The sequence below is a fragment of the Streptomyces sp. NPDC046862 genome (assembly GCF_040704615.1).
Lineage (GTDB): Bacteria > Actinomycetota > Actinomycetes > Streptomycetales > Streptomycetaceae > Streptomyces.
The window spans coordinates 116,390-139,727 of the sequence record NZ_JBEYXP010000012.1; the positions used below are offsets into that span (position 1 = coordinate 116,390).

Here is a 23,338-nt window from a genome sequence, read left to right on the forward strand (position 1 = left end):
GGGGTGCCTTTCAGGTGTCCGGGTGCCTTTCAGGTACCGAGCGAGGAGAGGACTTCGCGTCGCAGCGCCACACGCGCCGGATCGTCGTGCGCCGTACGGTCGCGCGGGCGCGGTACGTCGCGTACGGCGGCGAGGCGCCCCGAGCCGAGGAGGGCCACGCGGTCGCCGAGGAACAGCGCCTCGTCCACGTCGTGGGTGACGAAGACGACGGTCGCGCCCGTACCGCGCAACACCTCCACCAGCAGGTCCTGCATGCCGGCGCGGGTCTGGGCGTCGAGGGCGCCGAAGGGTTCGTCCATGAGGACGGCGCGCGGGCGGGCGGCGAGGGCGCGGGCCAGTTGCGCGCGCTGGCGCTGACCTCCGGAGACGCGGTGCGGCAACTGCCGGGACTGCTCCGTGAGTCCGACGCGGGCGAGCCAGGACTCGGCCTGCTCCCTGCGCTCGGCACGTGACAGACCCTGGATGGCCAGCGGGAGTTCCACGTTGGCGCGCAGGGTGCGCCAGGGCAGGAGGGCGTCCTCCTGGAAGATCAGGGCGCGGTCGGCGGAGGGTCCCGTCAGGGGCCGGGCGTCCTGGGTGACGTTTCCGCCGAGGGTGGGCAGCAGCCCTGCCAGCGTGCGCAGCAGCGTCGACTTGCCACAGCCGGAGGGGCCGACGACGGTGAGGATCTCGCCAGGGGCCACATCGAGGTCCACGCCGTCGAGCACCGGCGCGCCCGGACGCCCGAGGATGACGCCGTGCAGGCCGAGGCCCGCGCCGCCCGGGGACGCTGACCGGACCTCAGGGGAACGGGCCTCAGGGGACTGGGCCTCAGGGGACTGGACGTCAGGGGACTGGACGTCAGGGGACTGGACGTCAGGGGAACGGACGTCAGGGGAACGGACGTCAGGGGAACGGACGTCAGACGAGCTGGCCATGGGACACGTCCTCCTTGCTCCGGGAGCCGGTCGGTACGGGGGCGGAGGCACCGCGCTCCCGCCGCGGGGGCCGCACACCGGAGTCGTACGACGTGCGCGGCAGCCAGTGGGTGAGACGGCGGCCCAGCAGTTCCACGGCCGTGGAGGTGAGCCAGCCGAGGACGCCGATCGTGACCATGCCGACGAAGACGCCCGGGTAGTTGACGATCGTGTAGTCCTGCCAGGTGCGGTAGCCGACGCCGTACTGGCCGGAGATCATCTCGGCGGAGATCACACAGATCCACGAGACACCGATGCCCACCGACAGGCCGCCGAAGATGCCGGGCAGCGCGCCCGGCAGCACCACCGAACCGAGGATCCGCCAACGGCCGCCGCCCATGGTCCGCACGGCCTCCTCCCACACCGGCGTCAGCGCGCGGACGGCGTGCCGGGTGGAGACCAGGACCGGGAAGTAGGCGGCGGTGCAGGTGATGAAGACGATGCCCTGCTCGTTGCTCGGGAAGAGGAGGATCGCCACGGGCACGAGGGCGATGGCCGGGATCGGACGGATGACCTCGAGGACCGGCCCGAGGAGGTCCTCGGCCAGGCGGGAGCGGGCCACGAGCACACCCGTGGCCACGCCCAGCACCGCCGCCAGCACGAAGCCGGTGACGATGCGGGTGAGGCTGTCGGTGAGGTCCGTCCAGTAGTCGGCGCCGGAGAGGCGGTCGACGAAGGCGTGGGCCACGTCGGTGACGGTCGGGAACTGCGAGAACCGCAGCCACAGGTTCACGTCGAGGCTGGTCAGCAGCTGCCAGAGGCCGAGGGCGACCGCCAGCGAGGCCGCCCTCAGCGCATAGCGGGTCGCGGTATGCCTGGTCACCTGATGCCCGGTCACCCCATGCCTGGCCGCGGGCTTCCCGGTCACGACGCCTGCTTCAGCGCGTCGTCGTACGTGATGACGCGGGCGCCGCCGTGCCCGTCGACGTACGTCTTCGCGGTCGCCGGCGCGACGAAGGGCAGGAGCTGGTCGCCGTCGGCCACCCACACCGCCTTGTCGGCGAACCACAGGGTGCCGGTGGTGGCGTCGGGCACGTAGGCGGCGCGGATGGAGTCCTTGTGCTGCGCGACGTAGGCCAGCAGTTCGGCGGGCGTCCTGAAGGTACGGGTCTCGGTGGCGCCCTTCGGCCAGACCTCGCTCGCCGCCGCCGGCGGGGTCGAGGAGAGGCGCGCGGCGTAGTCCGAGCCCAGGGCCTTCTTGACGTAGCCGTCGTCGACGAAGGAGTCCACGTCGACGTCACCGGTCAGCTTCGCCGCCTTGAGGACCGACACGTCCTTCTTCAGCGCGGAGACGAGCTGGGGCTTGACGGCCGGGTCGAACGTGGAGATGCCGTGGGCGCCGTTGTAGAGGTAGACCACCTCGGCGGGCAGACCGGTGGCCTTGGCGACCTTCTCGGCGGCGTCCACGGGGTGGGCGTCGAGGTAGTCGGTGGCCTCGGCCTGGGCCTTGAGGAAGGCGTCCACCACGGTGGGGCGCTGCTTGGCGAAGTCCTCGCGGACCGTCACGCCGTGGAACGTCGGCAGGTTCAGCTGCGCGCCGTCGTACAGCGCCTTCGCCTTGCCCTGGAACGTGAGCAGGCCCGGCCACGCCACGAACTGCGAGAGCGCGTCCACGCTGCCCGCCGAGAGGGCCGAAGCACCGACCGCGGGCTGCTGGTTGAGCTTCTCGATGCCCTTGTTCGGGTCGATGCCCGCCCGCTGCAGGGCCCGTACGAGGGTGCCGTCGGCCGCCGAGCCGACGCTCGTCGAGACCTTCTTGCCCTTCAGGTCCTCCAGGGAGGAGAGCTTGGAGTCGGGGGCCGTGACAATGGTGTTGAGGCCGCCGCGCAGGTTGTAGCCGGTGACCGAGACCAGGTGCGTGGGCTTGCCCAGCTGCTTCCCGCGGGCCGCGTTGATCAGCAGCGGGAAGTCGCCCATCGAGCCGATGTCGATCTTTCCGGCGGTCATCTGGGCGGTGATGGGGGCGCCGGTGGCGTAGTCCTGCCAGTCCACCTTGTAGGTATGGCCGTCGTGGAGGGCGTTGAGCTGCTTCTCGAAGGAGCCGAGGGAGCGCAGGAGGGTGCCCGCCGTGACCGTGTTGATGGTCTTGGACTGGTAGCCGACGGTGACGGTCACGGTGCCGTCGTCCCCTGCCGCCGCGTTTCCGCCGCAGGCGGTCAGCGGGACGAGCAGCAGGGCCGCCGCGGCGACTGCTTTGTGCTTCATGGATGTCGGACCTCTCACCGGAGCAGATAGGGCATGTTGACCGTGACGGCACCGGTGGGACAGCGGGCCGCGCACGGGCCGCAGTACCAGCACTCGTCGACGTGCATGTAGGCCTTGCCGTTGGTCTCGTCGATGGCGAGGGAGTCCAGCGGGCACATGTCCACGCAGAGCGTGCAGCCGTCGATGCACTTCGACTCGTCGATGGTCACGGGCACGTCGGCCCGCTGGGGCGCCAAAGCCATGGCTGTCTCCAGGGAGGTCGAGCTGGGGGATCTGCGGGTGGGGTCAGGCGGGTGGGGTCAGAGGGAGCGGCGCAGCAGGCCGCTCATGGTGATGCGGTCACCGCGGAAGCGGATGAACTCCAGGTCGACGGGGCGGCCGTCGGCCAGGTGGGTGAGGCGTTCCAGCATCAGTACGGCCGCGCCGCGCGGGGCCTGGAGGACGGCGGCGGAGTGCGCGTCCGCGTTCACGGCCTCCAGGGTGATCTCGGCGTGCCCGAGGGGCTGGCCGGAGATGGCTTCCAGGAGGTGGAAGACGTCGGTGTTCTCCAGGTCGGCGTCGAGCAGGGCGGTGCCGATGTCGAGGGGGACGTAGGTGAGGTCGAGGGACAGCGGGAGGCCGTTCAGGCGGCGCAGGCGCTCGATGTAGAGGACGTCGGCGCCGGCCGGGACCCGAAGGCGTTCGGCCACGGGGGCGGGTGCGGGGGCGGGGCCCATGGTGCGGACCTCGTTGGTGACCCGGCCGTGTTCGTGCAGGGTTTCGGCGAGGCCCATGAGGCGGTCCAGACCGTGGGGGTACTTCTGGGCGACGACCACCGTGCCGACGCCGGGCTGGCGCTCCACCAGGCCCTCGGCGCGCAGGAGGTCGAGGGCCTGACGGACGGTGTTGCGGGAGGCGCCGTAGTCGGTGGCGAGGGTTGTCTCGTGCGGGAGTGCGCCGTTCGGGAAGCCGCCGGTCAGGAGCTGGTGGCGCAGGAGATCGGCGAGCTGTCTGGCCCGGTCCGCGCGCAGCCGGCGCCGGTGGGCGGCGACGGTGGTCGCGCCCTGACCGGCGTGCTCTCGGATGCGTTCGGTGGACATGGCCGGAACCATACCTATCCGGTAGGGAAGGTAGTGTTGCCGAAGTGTTGCGCCACCTGACGCTCCGTGAGGCGAGCCGTTGACCTGGGGGTTTGCCCGGAGTGTGAGGAAGATCTGCCAGTGCGGGCGCCCTCCGGGGTGGCGGGGCGGTTCGGCGTGTGGGTGACCTTCCCGCCGTCGTGGCTGGTCGCGCAGTTCCCCGCGCCCCTTGAAAGCCTGGGCGTGCCCGGCGTCCGGACGGACCCGCTTCCGCCGCGTGCCGGGGCGCCTGTGGCGTGTTCGTGGGTCGGGGGCGCGCCGCGAGGTCTCCGTCCTCGGTCCGGCGGCGCTGTGGGCTGTCAGCCACTCGGCGGCGGACGCCGGCCGCTGCGGGCGGACACCTCCCGGCACACCCCCTTCGGTACGTCGGCGGCTGCGGTCCGGTGGGAGCCGGGGACGTTGTGACGCCGGGTACGCCCAGGTTCTCAGGGGCGGGGGAACTGCGCGACCAGCCACGACGAACCCGCACCCGCCCGCGAACAGAACCCGGCAGACGCTAGTGCGCAGCCACCACCCGCCCCGTCACCTCGCCAAGACCCACCCTCGTGCCGCCGCCCCCAGGGGCCCACGCCGTGAGGGTGACCTCGTCGCCGTCCTCCAGGAACGCCCGCTTGCCGTCGGGGAGGTCAAGGGGATCGCGCCCGTTCCACGTGAGCTCCAGCAGCGAGCCGCGCTCACGTTCCGAGGGCCCGCTGACTGTCCCGGAGCCGTACAGATCCCCCGTACGCAGGGACGCGCCATTCACCGTCATCTGGGCCAGCTGCTGCGCCGCCGTCCAGTACATGGTCGAGAACGGCGGCTCGGAGACCACGTGGCCGTTGATCGCCACGGAGATGCGGAGGTCGTAGCCGGAGGGCTCCTCGGAGGAGTCGTCCAGGTAGGGCAGCAGGTCGTGCGTCCGCTCCGGAGGAGCCACGCGGGCCTCCTCCAGGGCGTCGAGCGGGGTGATCCACGCCGACACGGACGTGGCGAAGGACTTGCCGAGGAAGGGGCCGAGAGGGACGTACTCCCAGGCCTGGATGTCCCGCGCCGACCAGTCGTTCAGGAGGCACAGGCCGAAGACGTGGTCCCGGAAGGAGGCGAGCGGGACCGGGGTGCCCATGGGGGAGGGAGTTCCCACCACGAAGCCGACCTCGGCCTCGATGTCCAGGCGGGTCGAGGGGCCGAAGGCGGGCGCCGGGTCGGCGGGGGGCTTCCGCTGGCCCGCGGGGCGTACCACTTCGGTGCCCGAGACGACAACCGTGCCGGACCGGCCGTGGTAACCGATCGGCAGGTGCTTCCAGTTGGGGGTGAGGGAGTCCGCGGCGTCGGGGCGGAAGATCCGGCCGACGTTCCGGGCGTGGTTCTCGGAGGCGTAGAAGTCGACGTAGTCCGCCACCTCGAAGGGGAGGTGGAGTGTGACGGAGGCCAGCGGATGGAGGTGAGGGGCGATCGTCTCCTGGTGGGAGGGGACGGTCAGCCAGGCGGTGAGGGCGCGGCGGACGTCCGACCATGTGGTGCGGCCCGCGGCGAGGAGGGGGTTGAGGGTGGGGTGGGAGAGGATCGCGGCGTAGGGGGAGGACAGGGCCTGAGCCGCGGCTCCCGCGTCGAGGACGTGGTCGCCCAGGCGGACGCCGACGGTCCGCGTCCCGGAGCCCGGCCGGGAGAAGACGCCGTACGGCAGGTTGTGCGGGCCGAAGGGGTCGCCCTCGGGGACGTCGAAGGGGGGCATGGGGGTGTGCCTCGCTTTCCGTGTGCTACGTCCAACCGTCGTGTGCGGCCCTCGTGGGGCCGTGATCGCTGCGGCACACGTTACGGGGGAGTGACCTGAGCGGGCAGGGGTCCCCAATGCCTAAAGAGTTCGTAATGTCCGGATACGGAGCGGTCGGAGCCGGTAATTCCGGCTTAGCGTCCTCTGGGGGCGCGGACGGGGTGGGTCCGGGTCCGTAAAGGGGGGACACGTGGGGGGACCCGTGGCCAGGAGTGGCGGGCGCGTGCCGTTCGGTGTCGACCGAGGCGTGCCCGGATTGATCGTGAAGTTCGGCGACTACCCGCTGCATCACGGTGGGGTCGGCGCCATCCGCAGTCTCGGGCGGCTCGGCGTGCCGATGTACGCCATCACCGAGGACCGCTACACGCCCGCCGCCGTCTCGCGGTACCTGGAGCGGGCGTTCGTGTGGCCGACCACCGGGACCGAGGCGCCGGAGCGGTTGGTGGAGGGGCTGCTGCGGATCGGGCGGCGGATCGGGCGGCCCGCACTGCTCGTCCCGACCGACGAGGAGGCCGCCGTGCTCATCGCCGAGCACCAGGCGGTACTCGGCGGCAGCTTCCTGTTCCCGCGGGTGGACAGCGGACTGCCGCGCCGGCTCGCCAGCAAGCAGGGGCTGCACGAACTGTGTGTGAAGCACGGGATCGCGAGCCCCACGGCCGTCTTCCCGCAGTCGTACGAGGAGGTCGAGCGCTTCGCCCGGACGGCGCGCTTCCCGGTGGTGGCCAAGAACCGGGAGGCCTTCGTCCGCAGGGCCCGGCCGGCCGTGAACGGCACCACGCGGATCGGCAGCCGGGACGGCCTGCTGCGGCTCGCCAAGGAGTGGGGCGAACATCCCGGCGTGATCCTCCAGGAGTACCTGCCCCGGGAGGACGCCGAGGACTGGATCGTCCACGCGTACTTCGACGCCGAGTCGACGCCGCTCGCGATGTTCACCGGCGTGAAGGTGCGCTCGTGGCCGCCCCACGCGGGCATGACGGCCAACGCGTACGTCGTCGACAATCCGGAACTCGCGGATATCGCCGCACGTTTCATCAAGGAGATCGGCTTCAGCGGCGTTGTCGACCTCGACCTGCGCTTCGACCGGCGGGACGGGCAGTACAAGCTCCTGGACTTCAATCCGCGGATGGGGGCGCAGTTCCGCCTCTTCGAGAACGAGGCGGGGGTCGACGTCGTCCGCGCCATGCACCTCGACCTGACCGGTCGGCCGGTTCCGGAGGGGGAGCAGCGCGCCGGCCATCGGTACGTCGTGGAGAACATCGACCTGCCGGCCCTGATCGCCTACCGGCGCAGCGGCTACACGACCCCGCACGCGCCCGCACGCGCGAGCGGTACGGAACTGGCGTGGCTCGCGGGTGACGACCTGCGGCCCTTCTTCACGATGCTCGCGCGCTTCGTGCGGCCGGGAGCCAGGCATCTGCGTCAACTGTGGCGGACCCATCGCAGAGGTGGGGGAGCCGGTTAGGCGGCAGTTCCGTCAGCACGACACCACGAAGTAGGCACATCGCGTCCTGGGGAGGGACTTCGTGATTCATCCGGTTGCAGTGATCGGCGCCGGGCCGTTCGGTCTGTCCACCGCCGCGCATCTACGGGCGCGCGGCATTCCCGTACGAGTCTTCGGCGAACCCATGGTGAGCTGGCGGGACCACATGCCCGCGGGCATGCTGCTGAAGTCGACCCCCGCCGCCTCGAACATCGACGCGCCGCAGCGCGGCCACGACCTCGTCGACTACTGCGACGCCGCGGGCATCCCGCGGCTGGTCACGGACGAGGACATCATCCCGGTCGAGACCTTCGTCGCCTACGGGGAGTGGTTCCAGCAGAAGCTGGTGCCCGAACTGGAGCGGGTGCGGGTCGTGTCCGTGGACCGGCGCGGGGACCGCGAGGGCTTCGAGCTCAAGCTGGACTCCGGTGAGACGTTCACCGCGAGGGCCGTCGTCGTGGCGACCGGGCTCTCCGGGCTCGCCCACCTCCCGCCCGAGCTCGCGGGAGCGGCCACGGACGGGCCCAGCCCCACCGGGCCCGTCTCGCACAGCGCGCAGCACCACGACCTGAGCCGGTTCTCCGGCAAGGAGCTCCTCGTCGTCGGCGCCGGACAGTCCGCCCTGGAGACGGCGGCGCTGGCCGCGGAGGCCGGGGCGCGCGTAAGGGTGGTCTCGCGCGGCCACGGCAGGGTGGCGTTCGGGGCGCCGCCCTGGGCCCAGCCCCGCTTCCGCCCGGAGTCTCCCTTCGGGCGTGCCTGGTCGCTGTGGGCCCTCAGCTACTACCCGCACCCCTACCGCCTCCTTCCCGAAGAGGCCCGCCACTACCTGGTCCGTCGCGTCCTCGGACCGCTGGGCGCCTGGTGGCTGCGCGAGCGCTTCGAGTCCGCGGTGGCCGTACGCGAGGTCGCGCGGATCATCCGCGGCGGCGTGATCGACGGGCGCCCGATGCTCGCGGTCCAGACGCACGGGGGCCGTACGGAGGAGCTGTCGGCCGACCATGTGATCGCGGCGACCGGCTATCGCGTGGACATCGCCGCGATGGACTTCCTCGGGCACGAGCTGCGCACGGAGCTGGTGGTGAGCCGGGGGACGCCGAAGCTGGGCGCCGGCTATCGGTCGTCCGTGCCGGGGCTGTACTTCACGGGCCTGCCGTCGGCGGCGTCGTACGGGCCGGTGATGCGGTTCGTGTGCGGGACGGAGTTCGCGTCGCCGCGACTGGCGAGGCATCTGGCGGCCGCCCACGGGTGAGGGCGCGGATCGCCCGCCCGCTCGTCTGGACATCCGGTCTGCCCTGACGTCCCGTTCGTCACTTTCGGGTGACACCGACGGCGAGCGTCTCGACGATCGGCGGGGCGTCAGGGGCGGGCCCGTGCCGCGCGACAACGTGCGGGCGGACCGGGACCCCGTGACGTCCCAACGGTCAACTCACGTCGTCCGGTTCACGCCGGACAGGTGGGCCTTCCCGATCCGTATTCTCTGATCATGAACCCGCGCACCGCATATGCCTTGATCGCCACTGACCTGGACGGAACGCTGCTCCGCGGCGATGACACGCTCTCCGACAGGTCGCGCGCGGCGCTGGCCAGAGCCGTGGCCGGGGGCGCGCGGCACCTGGTGGTGACGGGACGCCCCGCGCCACGCGTGCGCCCCCTGCTGGAGGACCTCGGGAGCGAGGGGCTCGCGGTGTGCGGGCAGGGCGCGCAGTTGTACGACGCCGGCGCGGACCGGCTGCTGTGGTCGGTGACCCTGGACCGGGAACTGGCCGAGACCGCGCTCGGCAAGATCGAGGCCGAGGTCGGGCAGGTGTACGCGGCCGTCGACCAGGACGGCGTGGACGGGCTCACCCTCATCGAGCCGGGCTATCTGATGCCGCACCCGACCCTGCCCGCCGTACGGGTCCTGCTCCGCGACGACCTGTGGGGCGAGCCCATCAGCAAGGTGCTGTTGCGCCACCCGTCCCTGTCCGACGACGAGTTGGCGGCGGCGGCCCGCGGGGCGGTCGGTTCGCTCGCGACGGTCACCATGTCGGGGCCCGGCACCGTCGAACTCCAGCCATGCGGGGTCACCAAGGCGACCGGCCTCGCCCTGGCCGCCCGGCGCCTCGGGCTGGGCCCGGCCGACACCATCGCCTTCGGGGACATGCCGAACGACATCCCCATGTTCGACTGGGCCGCCCACGGGGTCGCCATGGCCAACGCCCACCCGGAACTCAAGGCCGTCGCCGACGAGGTGACGCTCTCCAACGAGGAGGACGGGATCGCGGTGGTACTGGAGCGGCTGTTCCCGGGGGCGGGGGCGGGGGCGGGGGCGGATGAGGTGCCCGGCCCCCGGTCCGGATCCGCCCCGGTGCCGGGCCGGCGGAGCTCGTCGCCCGCCCGGCCCGGCGGCCGGTAGGTGTTCCGGGATCAGTACGGTCCGTTGACGTTGTCGATCGAGCCGTAGCGCGCGGCGGCGTAGTTGCACGCCGCCGCGATGTTCGCGACCGGGTCGAACGGGTCGTTCGACGTGCCCGCCACGTGGTACTGCTGGAAGGTCGGGTCGATGACCTGGAGGAGCCCCTTGGACGGGGTGCCCGCCGCGGCGTTGGAGTCCCAGTTGTTGATGGCCTGGGGGTTGCCGGAGGACTCGCGCATGATGTTGCGGTAAATGCCGTCGTACGACCCGGGAATTCCGTTCTGCGCCATGATGTCCAGCGCCTGGCGGATCCAGCCGTCGAGGTCGTTCGTGTACGTCGTGTCGGCGACCGGGGCGGCGTCGGTGACGGTCTGCGTGGACAGGTTGGACGCGGCGGACGGTGTGGACGCGGGCGACGGTGTGGACGCCGGGGACGGGGTGGACTTCTTGCCCGCCGTGCCCGCCGTGCCCGCCTTCGCCGTCCTGAGCTTCAGGTGGAGACCCGGGTGGATCATGTGCGGGTCGTGGCCGATGGCCTTGCGGTTGTCCTTGTAGATCTTCCGCCAGCCACCGGGAGTGTCGTACTTCTTCGAGATGCGGTAGAGCGTGTCGCCCTTGGCCACCGTGTACGCAATGGACTTGAGGTGGGGCGCGGACTGGACCGCCTGGATGGAGGCGGGAGCCTGGGCCGGCGTCGCGGCGCTCGCGACGGTCGCGCTCAGGAGGGGAAGGGCGAGGGCGGCGGCGCCGGTTCCGGCGACGACGGCTCCTCGGATGAACGGGTTGGATCTGGGGCGGCAGTGCTTGCCTCGTGCGGCCATGACGCTGTTCCTCTCCGGCGCCTGCGAGGTGAGCTGTCGGGTTCGGGCGGAAAGGTGCCCGGCCGTGTACGGCGACGCGTCGTGCGTGCCGTGCATGGCTTCACCCCGAGCCGGCCCGTCGTGCGGACCGGCGGCTTACCTGGTTCCCCCGCTCCTGCCTGCGTGAGTGGTTGGTCAGTGGGGATTCCGGGCGGCGGCAGGATTCGGCGTCCCGTCCGGATGGACCGTGAACGTATGCGAGAGCACATGTCGGGAACAAGGCCGAAAGCACGACAGAAGCGCCCTTGATCAGCTCTTTGTGGTGCAGAAGTTCGCGAAATCACCGGAAGGCGAAGCTCAACTTGCCTTCTGCAAAGGAAGAGTCGAGAGGGTGGGAGCAGAGGACGTCACGGGGGCGGCGTGACCCAATTCACGGGACGGACCGGATGAAGTGCTGGCAAGGCGGCAATTCGGACAAGTCGACCGCCGATTGGGCGGTCCGGCGAGGCGTGGGCCCGGCCCCCTTTCGGGGTGTCTCACCTCGTGATGGGCGCGAAGTGCGGGGCATACGTTCGGTGTTCCGGGAACTCGCGAACCAACTCCACGCGAAGGGCGTGGAGTACGCGGGGTTCGCGGAGAGTGGGGAGGTCGCGCGGAAGTGGGGGCCGGTCCCGGCCGTGTGGCCGGAACCTTGCGTGCGGGGTGCGTCGTTGTCGTAGCGGTCGCCCGGTGAGCCGGCCGTGGTGGCCGCCCTGAGTGGTTCCGGTGCGAGAGCGGCGTCGGCGCGTGCGGAGGTGTGACGGCGGAGGCCTCGTGCGGAGTGGCGCGGGTGAAGGGCGTACGGATGAGCGAGTTCGACGGGCCCATCGGAGTGATCTCCGGAGCCTCGGGGGCTCGGCGCCTTCGGTGGCCATGGGCGAGGGTGTCGACTCGGGAGTCGGTACATGTCCGCTTGTATCACCTGATCAAGAACATACCGGGCGTGATCCGATACAGCCCGGGCTGGACCCCTGGGCGCCCGTGGTGATCGAAAGGTGACCGGATACGCTGACTCGAGTGATGGCAGCGACAGATCGACAAACCGTGTCATCGACCGTGAGACCGATTTTGAGACCGACCGTGTAACCGTCAGTAGACGTCAGCAGACAGGAGACCCCTCGTGACCGTCGTCGGGCCGTTCGGGCTGAGCGTGCGGGACCAGGCTCTGGAAGCCGATGTCCAGGCCGGATTGGCGGCTGTCGAGGAAGGGCTGCTCGAAGCCACCAAGAGCGAGGTCCCCTTCATCCAGGAGGCCGCGCAGCACCTGCTGCGGGCCGGCGGGAAGCGTTTCCGGCCACTGCTCGTGATGCTCGCCGCGCAGTTCGGGGACCCGTACGCCCCGGGGATCGTCCCGTCGGCCGTAGTGGTCGAGCTCACACATCTGGCCACGCTGTACCACGACGACGTGATGGACGAGGCCGAGGTGCGGCGGAGCGTCCCCAGCGCGAACGCCCGCTGGGGGAACTCCATCGCCGTCCTGACCGGCGACTTCCTGTTCGCGAGGGCCTCCCACATACTGGCCGACCTCGGGCCCGAGGCGGTCCGCATCCAGGCCGAGGCCTTCGAGCGGCTGGTCACCGGGCAGATCCTCGAGACCGCCGGGCCGCGCGACGGGCGGGACCCGATCGACCACTACCTCGACGTCCTCGGCGGCAAGACCGGATCGCTGGTCGCCGTCTCCGGGCGCTTCGGCGCGATGATGTCCGGCGCCGACGAGACGGTCGTGGACGTGCTGACGCAGTACGGGGAGCGGCTCGGCATCGCCTTCCAGCTGGCCGACGACGTACTGGACATCGCCTCCGACTCGCACGAGTCCGGCAAGACGCCGGGCATCGACCTGCGTGAGGGTGTCCCCACCATGCCGGTGCTGCGGCTGCGCGAGCGGGCCGAGCGGCTCGGGCTCGCCGAGGACATCGCGCTGTGCGAGCTGCTGGACTCCGACCTGACCGATGACGCGCGGCACGCGGAGGCGCTGACCCGGCTGCGGACGCATCCCGCGCTGGAGCAGGCGCGGCGGGACACCGTGCGGTACGCGGAGGAGGCCCGGGCCGTGCTGTCGCCGTTGCGCGAGTGCGACGCGAAGGCCGCGCTGGTCGAGCTCTGCGACGCGGTGGTGCACCGCGCCGGTTGAGTGCGGGTGAAGGGCTCGTCCTCAAGCACCGGGCGGGCTCTTTTTGCTGGACCGGTTTTGCTGGACCGGTTTTGCTGGACCGGGTCAGACCGTGCCCGTAGTCCGTGATGCACCGGAACGGCCACCACTGAACGGGTGTCAGCCGGGCGGCGTACTCCCCTGCGACCCCTACGGGTCGGGGGAGGCGCCGCCTCTCCGTGTCATCCCACAGCAGTACATGGAGTTGATTCCGGGGTCTGACGCTTCTCGTTGGCCGATTTGGTCAGATGGAAAGCACCACTCCTCACCGAATCGGGTGAGAATGGCGGCTCGGGGTGGACGAGGACGAGTGCGAGTCACGACGAACAGCCGCCGCCTACGACGGAGGTAAGGCACACATGGCACCGTACGAAACCGACGACAGCGCGAAGGCCGGCGAACCCGACGACGTGCGCGCCGGGCGCCGCAAGGCCTCGCGGTACGTCGTCCCGGTCACGGTGGTGGGGGTGGCGGCCGCGACGATCGGGCTGGTCCCGGCGTTCGCCGGCTCGGGTGACCCCGACCTGCCGAAGATCAGCGCACAGGAACTCGTCGAGAAGATCGCCGCGTCGGACGTACAGCAGGTGTCCGGGACGGTGAAGATCAGCACGGATCTGGGGCTGCCGGACCTGGGCGGGCTGGAGAGCAGCCTCGGCGGAGCCGGGAAGCCCTCCGGTTCGGACGGCGGCTCGTCCGCCGACCCCTCCTCCAAGCTGCTCGAACTCGCCACCGGCACGCACACCGTGCGCGTCGCGGCCGACGGCCCGGACAAGCAGAAGCTGTCGCTGCTGGACAAGGCCTCCGAGTACAGCGTCATCCACAACGGCGACGACGTGTGGGCGTACGACAGTCAGTCGAACGAGGTCTTCCACTCGACCGGCGCGGGCGAGGCCAAGGACCACAAGTCCGGCAAGGCCGCGCCCGAGGACGTCCCGGCCACGCCCCAGAAGCTGGCCGAGGAGGCCCTGAAGGCGGTCGACGACACCACGTCCGTGACCGTGGACGGCACCGCCCAGGTCGCCGGCCGGGACGCCTACAAGCTGCTCATCAAGCCCAAGGCGTCCGGCTCCACGGTCGGTGCCATCTCCATCGCGGTGGACTCGAAGACCGGGCTGCCGCTGAAGTTCACGCTCACCCCGGCGAGCGGGGGCGCGGCCGTCGTGGACGCGGGCTTCACCCAGGTCGACTTCGGCAAGCCGAGCGCCTCCACGTTCGACTTCACCCCGCCGAAGGGCGCGAAGGTCACCGAGGGCGACAAGGCCGAGGCCCGGGGGCACCACGACAGCGCGGCGCCGTCCGGTGAGCACTTCGGTAAGGACGCCGGCAAGGGGCTGGAGGGCGGCGGCCTCGGCAAGGAGATGGAGGGCGGCGGCCTGAAGACCATCGGCGAGGGCTGGAACTCCATCGCCGAGTTCGACACGGGCGGCCAGGGCGTACCCTCCGGGGCCGCCACCGGCAACAGCGACGTCGACGGGTTCCTGAGCTCCCTCGGCGACAAGGTCAGCGGCAAGTTCGGCTCCGGTACCGTCTTCAAGACCCGGCTGATCAACGTCCTGATCACGGACAACGGCAAGGCGTACGCCGGCGCGGTCACCAAGGACGCGCTGGTGAAGGCGGCCAACGCGGCCAAGTAGGACACTGGCCGGGCAGGACACCGGCCAGGCAGGACACCGGCGGGCGGGCCGGGACGGCGCAGGACGCCGTCCCGGCCCGCGGCCGCACCCGAGGGGAGCCATGACGGACGCGAGTGTCATCCACACCCAGGGTCTGACCAAGACCTTCCGGGGCGGCCAGGTGGCCGTGGACCACCTCGAACTCACGGTTCCCGGCGGCAGCGTCTTCGGCTTCCTCGGGCCCAACGGCTCCGGGAAGACCACCACCATCCGCATGCTGATGGGCCTGATCGAGCCCACGTCGGGCACCGCCCGGGTGCTCGGCCGTCCCATGCCGGGCGCCGCCCGCACCGTACTGCCGCAGGTGGGCGCCCTCATCGAGGGGCCCGCGCTGTACGGCTTCCTCTCCGGCCGGGACAACCTGCTGCGGTACGACGCCGCCGACCCCACCGCCGACCCCCGCACCCGGCGGACGCGGGTCGCCGCCGCGCTGGACCGGGTGGGGCTGACGGCGGCCGCGGGCAAGAAGGCGAAGGCCTACTCGCTGGGCATGAAGCAGCGGCTGGGGCTGGCGTCGGCGCTGCTCCAGCCGCGCAGGCTGCTCGTCCTCGACGAGCCGACGAACGGGCTCGACCCGCAGGGAATGCGGGAGATCCGGTCCCTGGTACGGGAGTTGGCGTCCGACGGCACCACCGTCTTCCTCTCCTCCCACCTCCTCGACGAGATCGAGCAGGTGTGCACGCACGCCGCAGTGATGGCCCAGGGGCGACTGCTCACCCAGGGCCCGGTGGCCGACCTGGCGGCCGGGGTGCGCGGACGGCTGGTCGTGACCACACCGGACGTCGGGGACGCGGCCCGGGTGCTCAAGGAACAGGGTGTCGGCGATGTCGTCGTGACGGAGGAACAGGTGACGGGCGAGCCCCCGGAACGGGATCTCGCCGAGGTGAACGCGGCACTGGTGACAGCCGGAGTCCGCGTACGCGGTTTCATGGTCGAACGGGCCTCCCTGGAGGACGCGTTCGTGGCGCTGACGGGGGAGGGCTTCGGTGTCGCAGGCTGAGGCGGCGCAGGCCGGCACGGCAACACGCGGGGAGGCCGCGGAGGTACGGGCTCCGAGCCCGCTCTGGACGTTCGGGCTCTTCCGCAACGAACTCGTCACCACCTTCCGTCGCTGGCGCACCCTCGCGCTGCTCGCCGTACTCGCGGGCGTGCCCGTCCTGGTGGGCGTGGCCGTGAAGATCGAGACCAGTGACGGCTCGTCGGTCGGTGGCGGGGGAGGCGGGGGCCCGGCCTTCATCACCCAGATCACCAACAACGGCCTGTTCCTGGTGTTCACGGCGCTGGCCGCGACCCTGCCCTTCTTCCTGCCGATGGCGATCGGAGTGATCGCCGGGGACGCCATCGCGGGCGAGGCCAACGCGGGGACGCTGCGCTATCTGCTCGTCGCGCCCGCGGGCCGCACCCGGCTGCTGCTCACCAAGTACGCGACGACGATGACGTTCTGTCTGGTCGCCACGCTGGTGGTCGCGGTGTCGGCGCTCGCGGTGGGCGCCCTGCTCTTCCCGCTCGGCGACCTGACGACCATCTCGGGTACGCGCATCAGCTTCGCCGAAGGGCTGGGCCGGTCCCTGCTCATCGCCCTGGTGGTGGCCGCGTCCCTGATCGGTGTGGCCGCCCTGGGGCTGTTCGTGTCGACCCTGACCAGCAGCGGCATCGCGGCGATGGCCACGACGGTCGGCCTGCTGATCACCGTGCAGATCCTCGACCAGATCCCGCAACTCCACGCCCTCCAGCCGTACTTCTTCTCCCACTACTGGCTGTCGTTCGCCGACCTGATGCGGGAACCGGTCTACTGGGACGACCTGCAACGCAACCTGGGACTGCAGTGCCTGTACGCGGCCGTGTTCGGGTCGGCGGCGTGGGCGCGGTTCACCACGAAGGACATCACCGCGTAGGACGTCACCGCGTAGGACGTCACGGCGTAGGACAGCACCGCTCAGCGGTCACGCGGCCTCGGCTCCGACCTCGAACGGGTAGCGCGCGAGCGGCGGCTCCTGGGTGAAGAACGTCTTGGCGCGGGCGAGCGCGGCCGAGTCGTTCAGGACGTCGCCGGGCTTGCTGCCGTTGCCGAACAGGACCCCGCCGAAGTGCATGCGCAGGTACGCGGCCGAATGGTTGAGCGTGCCGACGAGAGGCTCGGCGACCACCTCCTCCTCGTGCGCGAGCGCGGTGACGCCCCACAGGGTGCGGCCGGCCATCCGCGCCGTGAAGTCGATGCCCGGGGTCTCCAGCCAGCCGGACCAGTGGTCCAGGTAGCGCTTGACGGGGGCGGACACCGAGTACCAGTACAGCGGCGAGGCGATCACCACGTCCGTGGCCGCGAGCGTGGCGTCCAGCAGCAGCGCCTCGTCGCCGCTGGCCGGAGGGACGTGGCCGGTGCGGTGGCGCAGGTCCTCGAAGTCGGGCAGCGGATGCTCGGCGAGGCGGATCCACCGCTGCTCGACGTCGGCGGGCAACTGCTCGGCGGCCCTGCGGGCCAGGATCTCGGTGTTGCCACCGGGACGGCCGCTGCCGAGCAGGAACAGGAAGGTGCGGCTCACGAGTCCTCCAGAGTGTGAGGCTTGATTGCGGGAGCGCTTTGCGTGCGGACACGCTCTACATGCGCACACAGTCTATGTGCGCACAAGGCTATATGCGCATGCAACAAAAGCCAAGGGGTCCTGCCAGAGGTCCTGCCGGAGGTCCTGCCTGAGGGTCCTGCAGTGGGCCGTCCCGGGTGGTCTCAGACCGCGGCCGCTCCTGTCAGGCGGGCCAGGTCCGCGCTCTCCCGTGGCAGCGGGGCGGTGAGGTCGCCGATGCGCCAGGCCGGCATCCAGGGAACGTGGTAGACGTCGATGACGGAGCTGATCAGCTTGACGTGCTCGGCCAGTTGGCGGGGCAGGCGGCCGGGCGCGTCGGCGACCAGGACGACGGCGTCGAGGTCGAGCCCCGGCGGTGCGTCACCGCGCCGGAAGGTGTCGAGCGTGTACGAGATGGCGTTGAGCCCCGTGGCATGCGTCCGCGCCACCAGCAGGATCGACTCGGGGTCGCCGTGCTCGGGCCGGGGCCAGTTCCGCCCGGTGTCATGGCCGCCGAACACGGTCGCGAGGGTGGTGGTGCCCGCCCCGCCGTGCGTGGCGACCCAGGCGAACCGCCGGGGACTCGCGACCAGTCGGCCGTTCGACTCCGGTTGCCGCTGCTGTGGTTGGCTCTGCTGCGGTTGCCGCTGCTCTTGCCGCTGCTGCGGTTGCCGCTGCTCCGGCTCGGCGACCGGTCCCCGTACCCAGATCTCCGGTCCGCTCGGCGCCTGTTGTTCTCGCTGCCCCTGCATTGCCCTCTCCTCCTCGTCCGTTACCGATCTTCATAGTGATCGGGCGTTCCCGGAAGCGCGATATCCGCTCCTGGGACGAGCCTGTGACGCTGCGGTGACGCGGGGAGCGGGGGAGATCGGAGAGACTGGTCAGGGAGGGGCTGTGACTTTCGTGGCGTCCTTCGTGGCTCCGAGGGTGCGGTTCTGCCCGAAGTCCCCTTGTTCTGCCGTCCGATGCCCCTTCTTCTGACCCGAGTGAGGAACCATGTCTCGACTCAGCCGCGAACAGAAGCGGGAATTCGAGCGGCCGGAGTACCCGGATTACCCGGAGCACTCGGGTTACCCGAAGTACTCGGAGTACCCGGATTCGGGGTCCGGGACGCTGCCGATCGACGTGCGGGTACCGGCGTCCGGGTCCGGCGCGTCGGTGGGCGGCATGCCGGTGGTGGCCCTCCCCGACGAGCCCCTCCAGAACACCGTCCTCGACTACCTCCACCGCATCGCCGTCGCCACGGGCCACTCCGTCCTCGCCACCGTCCACGACGAGCGCATCGGTTACGCCGTGCCCCTCCGGATCTCCGTGGACGGCTCCAGCAGCTTCGCCGACGAGCCGGTGCGGGTGGAGGAGTCCGGGCCGGAAGCGGAGTTCGGCGTCGGGGAGTCCTCGCCGCAGGCCGCGGCGACTCCCGCCGATACGGTCTCCCCTCCGGTCGGAGAGTTCGGCCCGGCTCCCACGCTCGTACCCCCGCCGGAGCCCGCTCCCGCTCCCACTCCCGTCACCGCCACCGAGGACGACGACTCCGCCCCCAAGCCGCCCCCCGTAAGGGAGTTCGAGATCGCCGAGGCCGTGATGGGCACCGCGGACGCGGACGGGTCGGAGCCCTCGTCCTACGCGGAGCCCGTCGGACGGATCAACGAGGCCGTGCGGGCGGGCCGGATCGACGAGGCCGCCGACCTCGCCGAACTCACCACCGCCCAGGCGTCCGAGACCTTCGGCCCGGACCACCCGGAGGTCCTGTGGCTGCGCGAACTGGCCGCCTACATCGCCTACCTGGGCGGAGACATGCCCAGGTCCTTCCAGCTCTCCCTGGACCTGGCCCGGGTCCGCCACCGCCGGCACGACGCCCGGGCCGCCTACGGCGACGTCCAGAGCGCGGCAGCCGCCTGGCGTGCCGTCCGTGACCCGCACGAGGGGCTGCGCCTGGGCGGCGACCTGATCGACGTGTGGACCGGCCTCACGGCTGAAGCCGGTCCCGCGGCCGAGGACATCGAGCAACTCGAGTCGGCGCGCACCCGCATGGGCCGTCTGGCGAACCGTGCGCGGGCGAGCGAGTCCCCGGAGCCGGCCGCCGGCGCGGAGCACTGACCGGCCCCGGGATCCGTGTCGCTCAGGCCCTCGTCACCGTCACACGAGGACCGCTGCCTCCCCGGCTACGAGGACAGCTCCCACACCGCGTACGCCAGCGCGTCCCCGTTCCGGTCCAGCGCCGTGTCGTTGATGTTGGACGTCGTGTCGCACGAGGAGTGGTAGCAGCGGTCGAAGGACTGCCCGGCCGTACCGCCCCACTTGGCGGCCTGCGCGGCGGACTTGGTGTTGCTCGCGCCGGTGAACAGGCCGCCGACCGGGACGCCCGCGCTCTTGAAGGGGGCGTGGTCGGAGCGGCCGTCGCCCTCGGTCTCGATCTCCGTGGCGACGCCGATGCCCGCGAAGTAGTCCTTGAACGTCTTCTCGATCGCCGGGTCGTCGTCGTACACGAAGTAGCCCGGGTTCGGCGAGCCGATCATGTCGAAGTTCAGGTAGCCGCTGATGCGGTCACGGTTCGCGGTGGAGAGGTTGTTGACGTAGTAGCGCGAGCCGACCAGGCCCCGCTCCTCCGCGCCCCACCAGGCGAACCGGAGGTGCTTCGTGGGCTGGTAGTTGGTCCGCGCGACCGTGAGTGCCGCCTCCAGGACGGCGGCCGAGCCCGAGCCGTTGTCGTTGATGCCGGGGCCCGAGGTGACGCTGTCCAGGTGTGATCCCGCCATGATCACCTGGTTGGTGTCGCCGCCCGGCCAGTCGGCGATCAGGTTGTAGCCGGTGGCGCCGCCGGAGGTGAACTGCTGGACGGTGGTGGTGAACCCGGCCGCGTCCAGCTTGGCCTTGACGTAGTCGAGGGACGCCTTGTAACCGGCACGCCCGTGCGCTCTGTTGCCGCCGTTGGCGGTGGCGATGGACTGGAACTGCGTGAGATGGGCCTTGACGTTGGCGACGGGCAGGTCGGGTGCGGCGGCCGCCGCCTCGGGGGCGGGGGCCGCCCCGGCTATGGACCCGGTGGTGAGCAGCGTGACGGCCGCGACAGCGGCAGCCGCCGTGGCACGCCCGGGAACGGAGAGCTTCATGAGTGGGGGGCTCCGAATTCCGTAGGGATTCCGGGACCGCCACGGGGTTCATGGCGGACACGCGGTGAATCCACAGTGAATGGGGTGCCTCGGATGGTGCTGGTGTGACTGACTGAGCGTCAAGAGTGGTATTCGGTCAGGGGTGTTCGCATAACGGGCGACCGGGCGACATCCGTCCGCTGGGCGGACGTCCGCCTGGAAAGCGAACGGGATCCCGGTGGAACCGGTGGTCTACGGGGCGGTCCGCGGCTTGACGTCCGCCGGACCGGACACGGGGTCGAGCGCGGCACCGGACACGGGGTCGGGCGCGGCACCGGATACGGGATCGGGGGCAGTGCCGGGGACGGGATCGGGGACGGGCTCGCCCACGATGGCGGACGCGGCGGCGGCGCTCGCGGCGTCACGCGCCTCGCTCACGGCTCCGCTGGTCACGGCCCCGCTGATCCCGCTCCTGAGCGCGCGGGCCGCCCGGCGCGCGGTGCGCAGCGCGTCCCAGGTCAGCAGCGACAGCGCCAGCCAGACCAGCGCGAAGCCCGCCCAGCGCTCGGGCGGCATGGCCTCGCCGAAGTAGAGGACGCCGAGCAGGAACTGGAAGACGGGCGCCAAGTACTGCAGGAGCCCCAGCGTGGACAGCGGAACGCGGATCGCGGCCGCGCCGAAGCAGATCAGCGGCAGCGCGGTGACGACGCCGGTCGCGGCGAGCAGCGCGGCGTGCCCCGGGCCCTCGGACCCGAAGGTGGACTCACCCTGCCGGCTCAACCACAGCAGATAGCCCATGGCGGGCAGGAACTGGATCGCGGTCTCGGCCGCCAGCGACTCGATGCCGCCGAGGCCGACCTTCTTCTTCACCAGGCCGTACGTGGCGAAGGAGAACGCCAGGCACAGGGAGATCCACGGCGGCCGCCCGTAGCCGATCGTGAGTACCAGGACGGCGGCGAAGCCGACGCCGACCGCGGCCCACTGCGCCGGCCGCAGCCGCTCCTTCAGCAGGAGCACACCGAGGGCGATGGTCACCAGAGGGTTGATGAAGTATCCGAGGGAGGCCTCGAGCACCTGGCCCGCGTTCACGGCCCAGATGTACACACCCCAGTTGACGGTGATGACCGCCGCGGCCACGGTGACGAGCCCCAGCCTGCGCGGCTGCCGCAGCAGCTCACCGGCCCAGGACCAGCGCCGCAGCACCAGCAGCGCGGCGCCGACGAGGACGAGGGACCAGGCCATCCGGTGGGCGAGGATCTCGGCCGCCCCGGCGGGCTTCAGCAGGGGCCAGAACAGGGGGACGATGCCCCACATGCCGTACGCGGCGAAGCCGTTGAGGAGGCCGGTTCGATGGTCACGCCTTGACTGCCCGGACAACGGCCTCTCCTCACTCGCACGGGCGCGTCGACGCGGCCCCGATCGACGGTAACGCCGACCGCCCCCGCCTGTCATGCCCGTATCGCTATACGGTCATGACAGACGGGGTTTCCAGGAGGAGGTGCCGAGGAGGCCTCGAGAGGCGCTCGGCAGGAGGGCTCCTCAGGAGGGCTGCTCAGGGGGCTGTTCAGGAGCGGCCCGGGCCGGGCGTCAGGCCTTCAGCGCGACCGCGATCGAGTCGGCGATCGGCGTGGTGGGCCGGCCGGTCAGGCGGGACAGGTCACCGGGGGTGCCGGCCAGCTCGCCCTTCTCTATGGAAGCGTCCACGCCGGCCAGGATCTGGGCGAACGGCTCGGGCAGCCCGGCGCCGGTCAGGATGCCCACGTAGACGTCGGCGGGCACGGAGTTGTAGACGATCTCCTTGCCGGTCTGCCTGGCGATCTCGGCCGCGTACTCCGCGTAGCCCCACGCGGTGTCGCCGCTCAGCTCGTACGTCTTGTTCTCGTGACCCTCGCCGGTCAGTACGGCGACGGCGGCGGCCGCGTAGTCGGCGCGCGCGGCGGAGGCGATCCGGCCCTCGCCGGCGGTCTGGACGACGGCACCGTGCTCCAGCACGGGGGCGAGGTTCTCGGTGTAGTTCTCGTTGTACCAGCCGTTGCGCAGCAGGACGTAGGGCAGGCCGGAGGCCAGGAGCGCCTCCTCGGTGCCGCGGTGGTCGTCGGCGAGGGCGGCCTTCAGGGTGCCCGGGGCGCTGGTGTAGGCGAGGAGCGCGACACCGGCGGCCTTGGCGGCCTCGATGACGACCTTGTGCTGGCCGACGCGGTCGTTGCCGACCTCGCTGCCGGAGATGAGGAGCACCTTGTCACCGGCGGACAGGATGCCGTCGAAGGTCTCGGGGGTGTTGTAGTCGGCGATCGCGAGCTTCACGCCGCGGGCCGCGAACCCGGCGGCCTTCTCCTCGCTGCGCACGACAGCGGTGATCTGCTCGGCGGGAACCTTCTCCAGCAGGCCCTCGATGACGAAGCGGCCCAGGTTCCCGGTGGCGCCGGTGACGACGATGCTCATGATGCAGACAACTCCTCGGTGGGGTGGCTCTGCCGCTAACCCTAAGGGGAGCGCTAACTCTCCGAAAGTACCCACTTTGAAGTAAGGTACTGGCATGGCCGTAAGCAGCGTCACGACGAACGTCCCCACCGGAAAGTACGACCTCGGCGAGGAGATGTGCCCGTACCGTCTCGTCCTGGAGCACGTCACCAGCCGCTGGGGCGTCCTCGTTCTGATCGAGCTCCTGGACCGCCCGTACCGCTTCAGCGAACTGCGCCGGGCGATCGGCAGGGTCAGCGAGAAGATGCTGACGCAGACGCTCCAGACCCTGGAGCGCGACGGCCTGGTCCACCGCGACGCCAAGCCGGTGATCCCGCCGAGGGTCGACTACTCCCTGACCGATCTGGGCCGCGAGGCCGCGGAGCAGGTCCGTGCGCTGGCCATGTGGACGGCGGAGCGGATGGGTGAGGTGGAGAAGGCGCGGGAGGCGTACGACGTGGCGAAGACCGCGGGAGCCGGGGCCAGGGCCGGGGCCGGGGTCGCGAAAGCGCGACCCTGAGCGGAGAGGGTCTGCGAGCGGAGAGGGGCCGCCCGTCCCGCCTCCCGGCCCGGCGCCCGTGGGGCACACACGGGTCAGGGCGCCCGTCGACGTACAAGCCATGTCCACCCGTGCGCCCCCCTCTTGCCTCTCACGCGCGATCGAAC

General features: G+C 71.2%; 21 protein-coding genes and 1 riboswitch. Of the genes, 9 read left to right on the forward strand and 12 right to left on the reverse strand.

The window, feature by feature from the left end; translation table 11 throughout:
- Positions 1-29: 29 nt before the first annotated feature.
- From AB0959_RS15710 to fahA, 6 genes are all read right to left on the reverse strand, one after another.
- Positions 30-917: an ATP-binding cassette domain-containing protein gene (locus AB0959_RS15710; RefSeq protein WP_366826956.1), complete on the reverse strand. Its 888-nt coding sequence runs from the start codon at positions 915-917 to the stop codon at positions 30-32.
- Entirely contained in the window at positions 901-1,779 is an 879-nt protein-coding gene (locus AB0959_RS15715) for an ABC transporter permease (RefSeq protein ID WP_366826957.1), read from the reverse strand. The genes AB0959_RS15710 and AB0959_RS15715 overlap by 17 nt, the downstream gene beginning before the upstream one ends.
- A 41-nt stretch (positions 1,780-1,820) precedes the next feature.
- Positions 1,821-3,161 (reverse strand): ABC transporter substrate-binding protein, encoded by a 1,341-nt coding sequence (locus tag AB0959_RS15720; protein ID WP_366826958.1) that lies wholly within the window; start codon positions 3,159-3,161, stop codon positions 1,821-1,823.
- 14 nt (positions 3,162-3,175) lie between these two features.
- Positions 3,176-3,403 carry a ferredoxin family protein gene (locus AB0959_RS15725; RefSeq protein ID WP_366826959.1) on the reverse strand — a complete coding sequence of 76 codons (228 nt, stop codon included), beginning with the start codon at positions 3,401-3,403 and terminating at the stop codon, positions 3,176-3,178.
- A gap of 57 nt (positions 3,404-3,460) precedes the next feature.
- Entirely contained in the window at positions 3,461-4,240 is a 780-nt protein-coding gene (locus AB0959_RS15730; protein WP_366826960.1) for a GntR family transcriptional regulator, read from the reverse strand.
- Between the two features lie 535 nt (positions 4,241-4,775).
- A complete protein-coding gene (gene fahA, locus AB0959_RS15735) occupies positions 4,776-5,990 on the reverse strand; it encodes a fumarylacetoacetase (protein WP_366826961.1) in 1,215 nt (404 codons plus the stop codon).
- 262 nt (positions 5,991-6,252) lie between these two features.
- Here fahA and AB0959_RS15740 point away from each other — a divergent pair, with 262 nt between their 5' ends.
- From AB0959_RS15740 to AB0959_RS15750, 3 genes are all read left to right on the forward strand, one after another.
- Complete coding sequence (locus tag AB0959_RS15740; protein WP_366826962.1) at positions 6,253-7,491, forward strand: ATP-grasp domain-containing protein; 1,239 nt, start codon at positions 6,253-6,255, stop codon at positions 7,489-7,491.
- 61 nt (positions 7,492-7,552) lie between these two features.
- The gene (locus AB0959_RS15745) at positions 7,553-8,758 is read left to right on the forward strand and encodes an FAD-dependent oxidoreductase (protein ID WP_366826963.1); all 1,206 of its coding nucleotides are present in this window, start codon (positions 7,553-7,555) and stop codon (positions 8,756-8,758) included.
- 234 nt (positions 8,759-8,992) lie between these two features.
- The gene (locus tag AB0959_RS15750) at positions 8,993-9,904 is read left to right on the forward strand and encodes an HAD family hydrolase (RefSeq protein WP_366826964.1); all 912 of its coding nucleotides are present in this window, start codon (positions 8,993-8,995) and stop codon (positions 9,902-9,904) included.
- Positions 9,905-9,915: 11 nt separating this feature from the next.
- Here the strand turns inward: AB0959_RS15750 and AB0959_RS15755 are convergent, their stop codons facing one another.
- Positions 9,916-10,725: a LysM peptidoglycan-binding domain-containing protein gene (locus AB0959_RS15755; protein WP_366826965.1), complete on the reverse strand. Its 810-nt coding sequence runs from the start codon at positions 10,723-10,725 to the stop codon at positions 9,916-9,918.
- 5 nt (positions 10,726-10,730) lie between these two features.
- A riboswitch (cyclic di-AMP (ydaO/yuaA leader) is annotated at positions 10,731-10,904 on the reverse strand.
- A 959-nt stretch (positions 10,905-11,863) separates the two neighbouring features.
- Here AB0959_RS15755 and AB0959_RS15760 point away from each other — a divergent pair.
- The 4 genes from AB0959_RS15760 (at position 11,864) to AB0959_RS15775 (ending at position 16,460) form a co-directional block, all read left to right on the forward strand.
- Positions 11,864-12,874, forward strand: a complete 1,011-nt coding sequence (locus AB0959_RS15760; protein WP_366826966.1) for a polyprenyl synthetase family protein — start codon at positions 11,864-11,866, stop codon at positions 12,872-12,874.
- Positions 12,875-13,251: 377 nt separating this feature from the next.
- The gene (locus AB0959_RS15765) at positions 13,252-14,526 is read left to right on the forward strand and encodes a sigma-E factor regulatory protein RseB domain-containing protein (protein WP_366826967.1); all 1,275 of its coding nucleotides are present in this window, start codon (positions 13,252-13,254) and stop codon (positions 14,524-14,526) included.
- A gap of 100 nt (positions 14,527-14,626) precedes the next feature.
- Positions 14,627-15,565, forward strand: a complete 939-nt coding sequence (locus tag AB0959_RS15770; RefSeq protein WP_366826968.1) for an ABC transporter ATP-binding protein — start codon at positions 14,627-14,629, stop codon at positions 15,563-15,565.
- Positions 15,552-16,460: an ABC transporter permease gene (locus AB0959_RS15775; RefSeq protein WP_366826969.1), complete on the forward strand. Its 909-nt coding sequence runs from the start codon at positions 15,552-15,554 to the stop codon at positions 16,458-16,460. The genes AB0959_RS15770 and AB0959_RS15775 overlap by 14 nt, the downstream gene beginning before the upstream one ends.
- Positions 16,461-16,508: 48 nt before the next feature.
- Here AB0959_RS15775 and AB0959_RS15780 read toward each other — a convergent pair whose 3' ends face one another.
- Both AB0959_RS15780 and AB0959_RS15785 read right to left on the reverse strand, forming a co-directional pair.
- Positions 16,509-17,105, reverse strand: coding sequence for an NAD(P)H-dependent oxidoreductase (locus tag AB0959_RS15780; protein WP_366826970.1), 597 nt, complete (start codon positions 17,103-17,105; stop codon positions 16,509-16,511).
- Positions 17,106-17,287: 182 nt separating this feature from the next.
- Complete coding sequence (locus tag AB0959_RS15785) at positions 17,288-17,875, reverse strand: DUF6668 family protein (RefSeq protein ID WP_366826971.1); 588 nt, start codon at positions 17,873-17,875, stop codon at positions 17,288-17,290.
- Between the two features lie 244 nt (positions 17,876-18,119).
- Here AB0959_RS15785 and AB0959_RS15790 point away from each other — a divergent pair, with 244 nt between their 5' ends.
- Positions 18,120-19,220 carry a tetratricopeptide repeat protein gene (locus tag AB0959_RS15790; RefSeq protein WP_366826972.1) on the forward strand — a complete coding sequence of 367 codons (1,101 nt, stop codon included), beginning with the start codon at positions 18,120-18,122 and terminating at the stop codon, positions 19,218-19,220.
- 65 nt (positions 19,221-19,285) lie between these two features.
- On the opposite strand, the gene AB0959_RS15795 is transcribed toward AB0959_RS15790, so the two are convergent.
- The 3 genes from AB0959_RS15795 to AB0959_RS15805 all read right to left on the reverse strand — a co-directional run bounded on the left by AB0959_RS15795 (position 19,286) and on the right by AB0959_RS15805 (position 22,654).
- On the reverse strand, positions 19,286-20,233 hold the full coding sequence (locus AB0959_RS15795; RefSeq protein ID WP_366826973.1) for a M28 family metallopeptidase: 948 nt from the start codon (positions 20,231-20,233) through the stop codon (positions 19,286-19,288).
- 231 nt (positions 20,234-20,464) lie between these two features.
- On the reverse strand, positions 20,465-21,589 hold the full coding sequence (rarD, locus tag AB0959_RS15800) for an EamA family transporter RarD (protein ID WP_366826974.1): 1,125 nt from the start codon (positions 21,587-21,589) through the stop codon (positions 20,465-20,467).
- 210 nt (positions 21,590-21,799) lie between these two features.
- Positions 21,800-22,654, reverse strand: coding sequence for an SDR family oxidoreductase (locus AB0959_RS15805; protein WP_366826975.1), 855 nt, complete (start codon positions 22,652-22,654; stop codon positions 21,800-21,802).
- Between the two features lie 94 nt (positions 22,655-22,748).
- Between AB0959_RS15805 and AB0959_RS15810 the strand changes: the two genes are divergently transcribed.
- Positions 22,749-23,192: a helix-turn-helix domain-containing protein gene (locus AB0959_RS15810; RefSeq protein WP_366826976.1), complete on the forward strand. Its 444-nt coding sequence runs from the start codon at positions 22,749-22,751 to the stop codon at positions 23,190-23,192.
- The last annotated feature ends 146 nt before the right edge of the window (positions 23,193-23,338 follow it).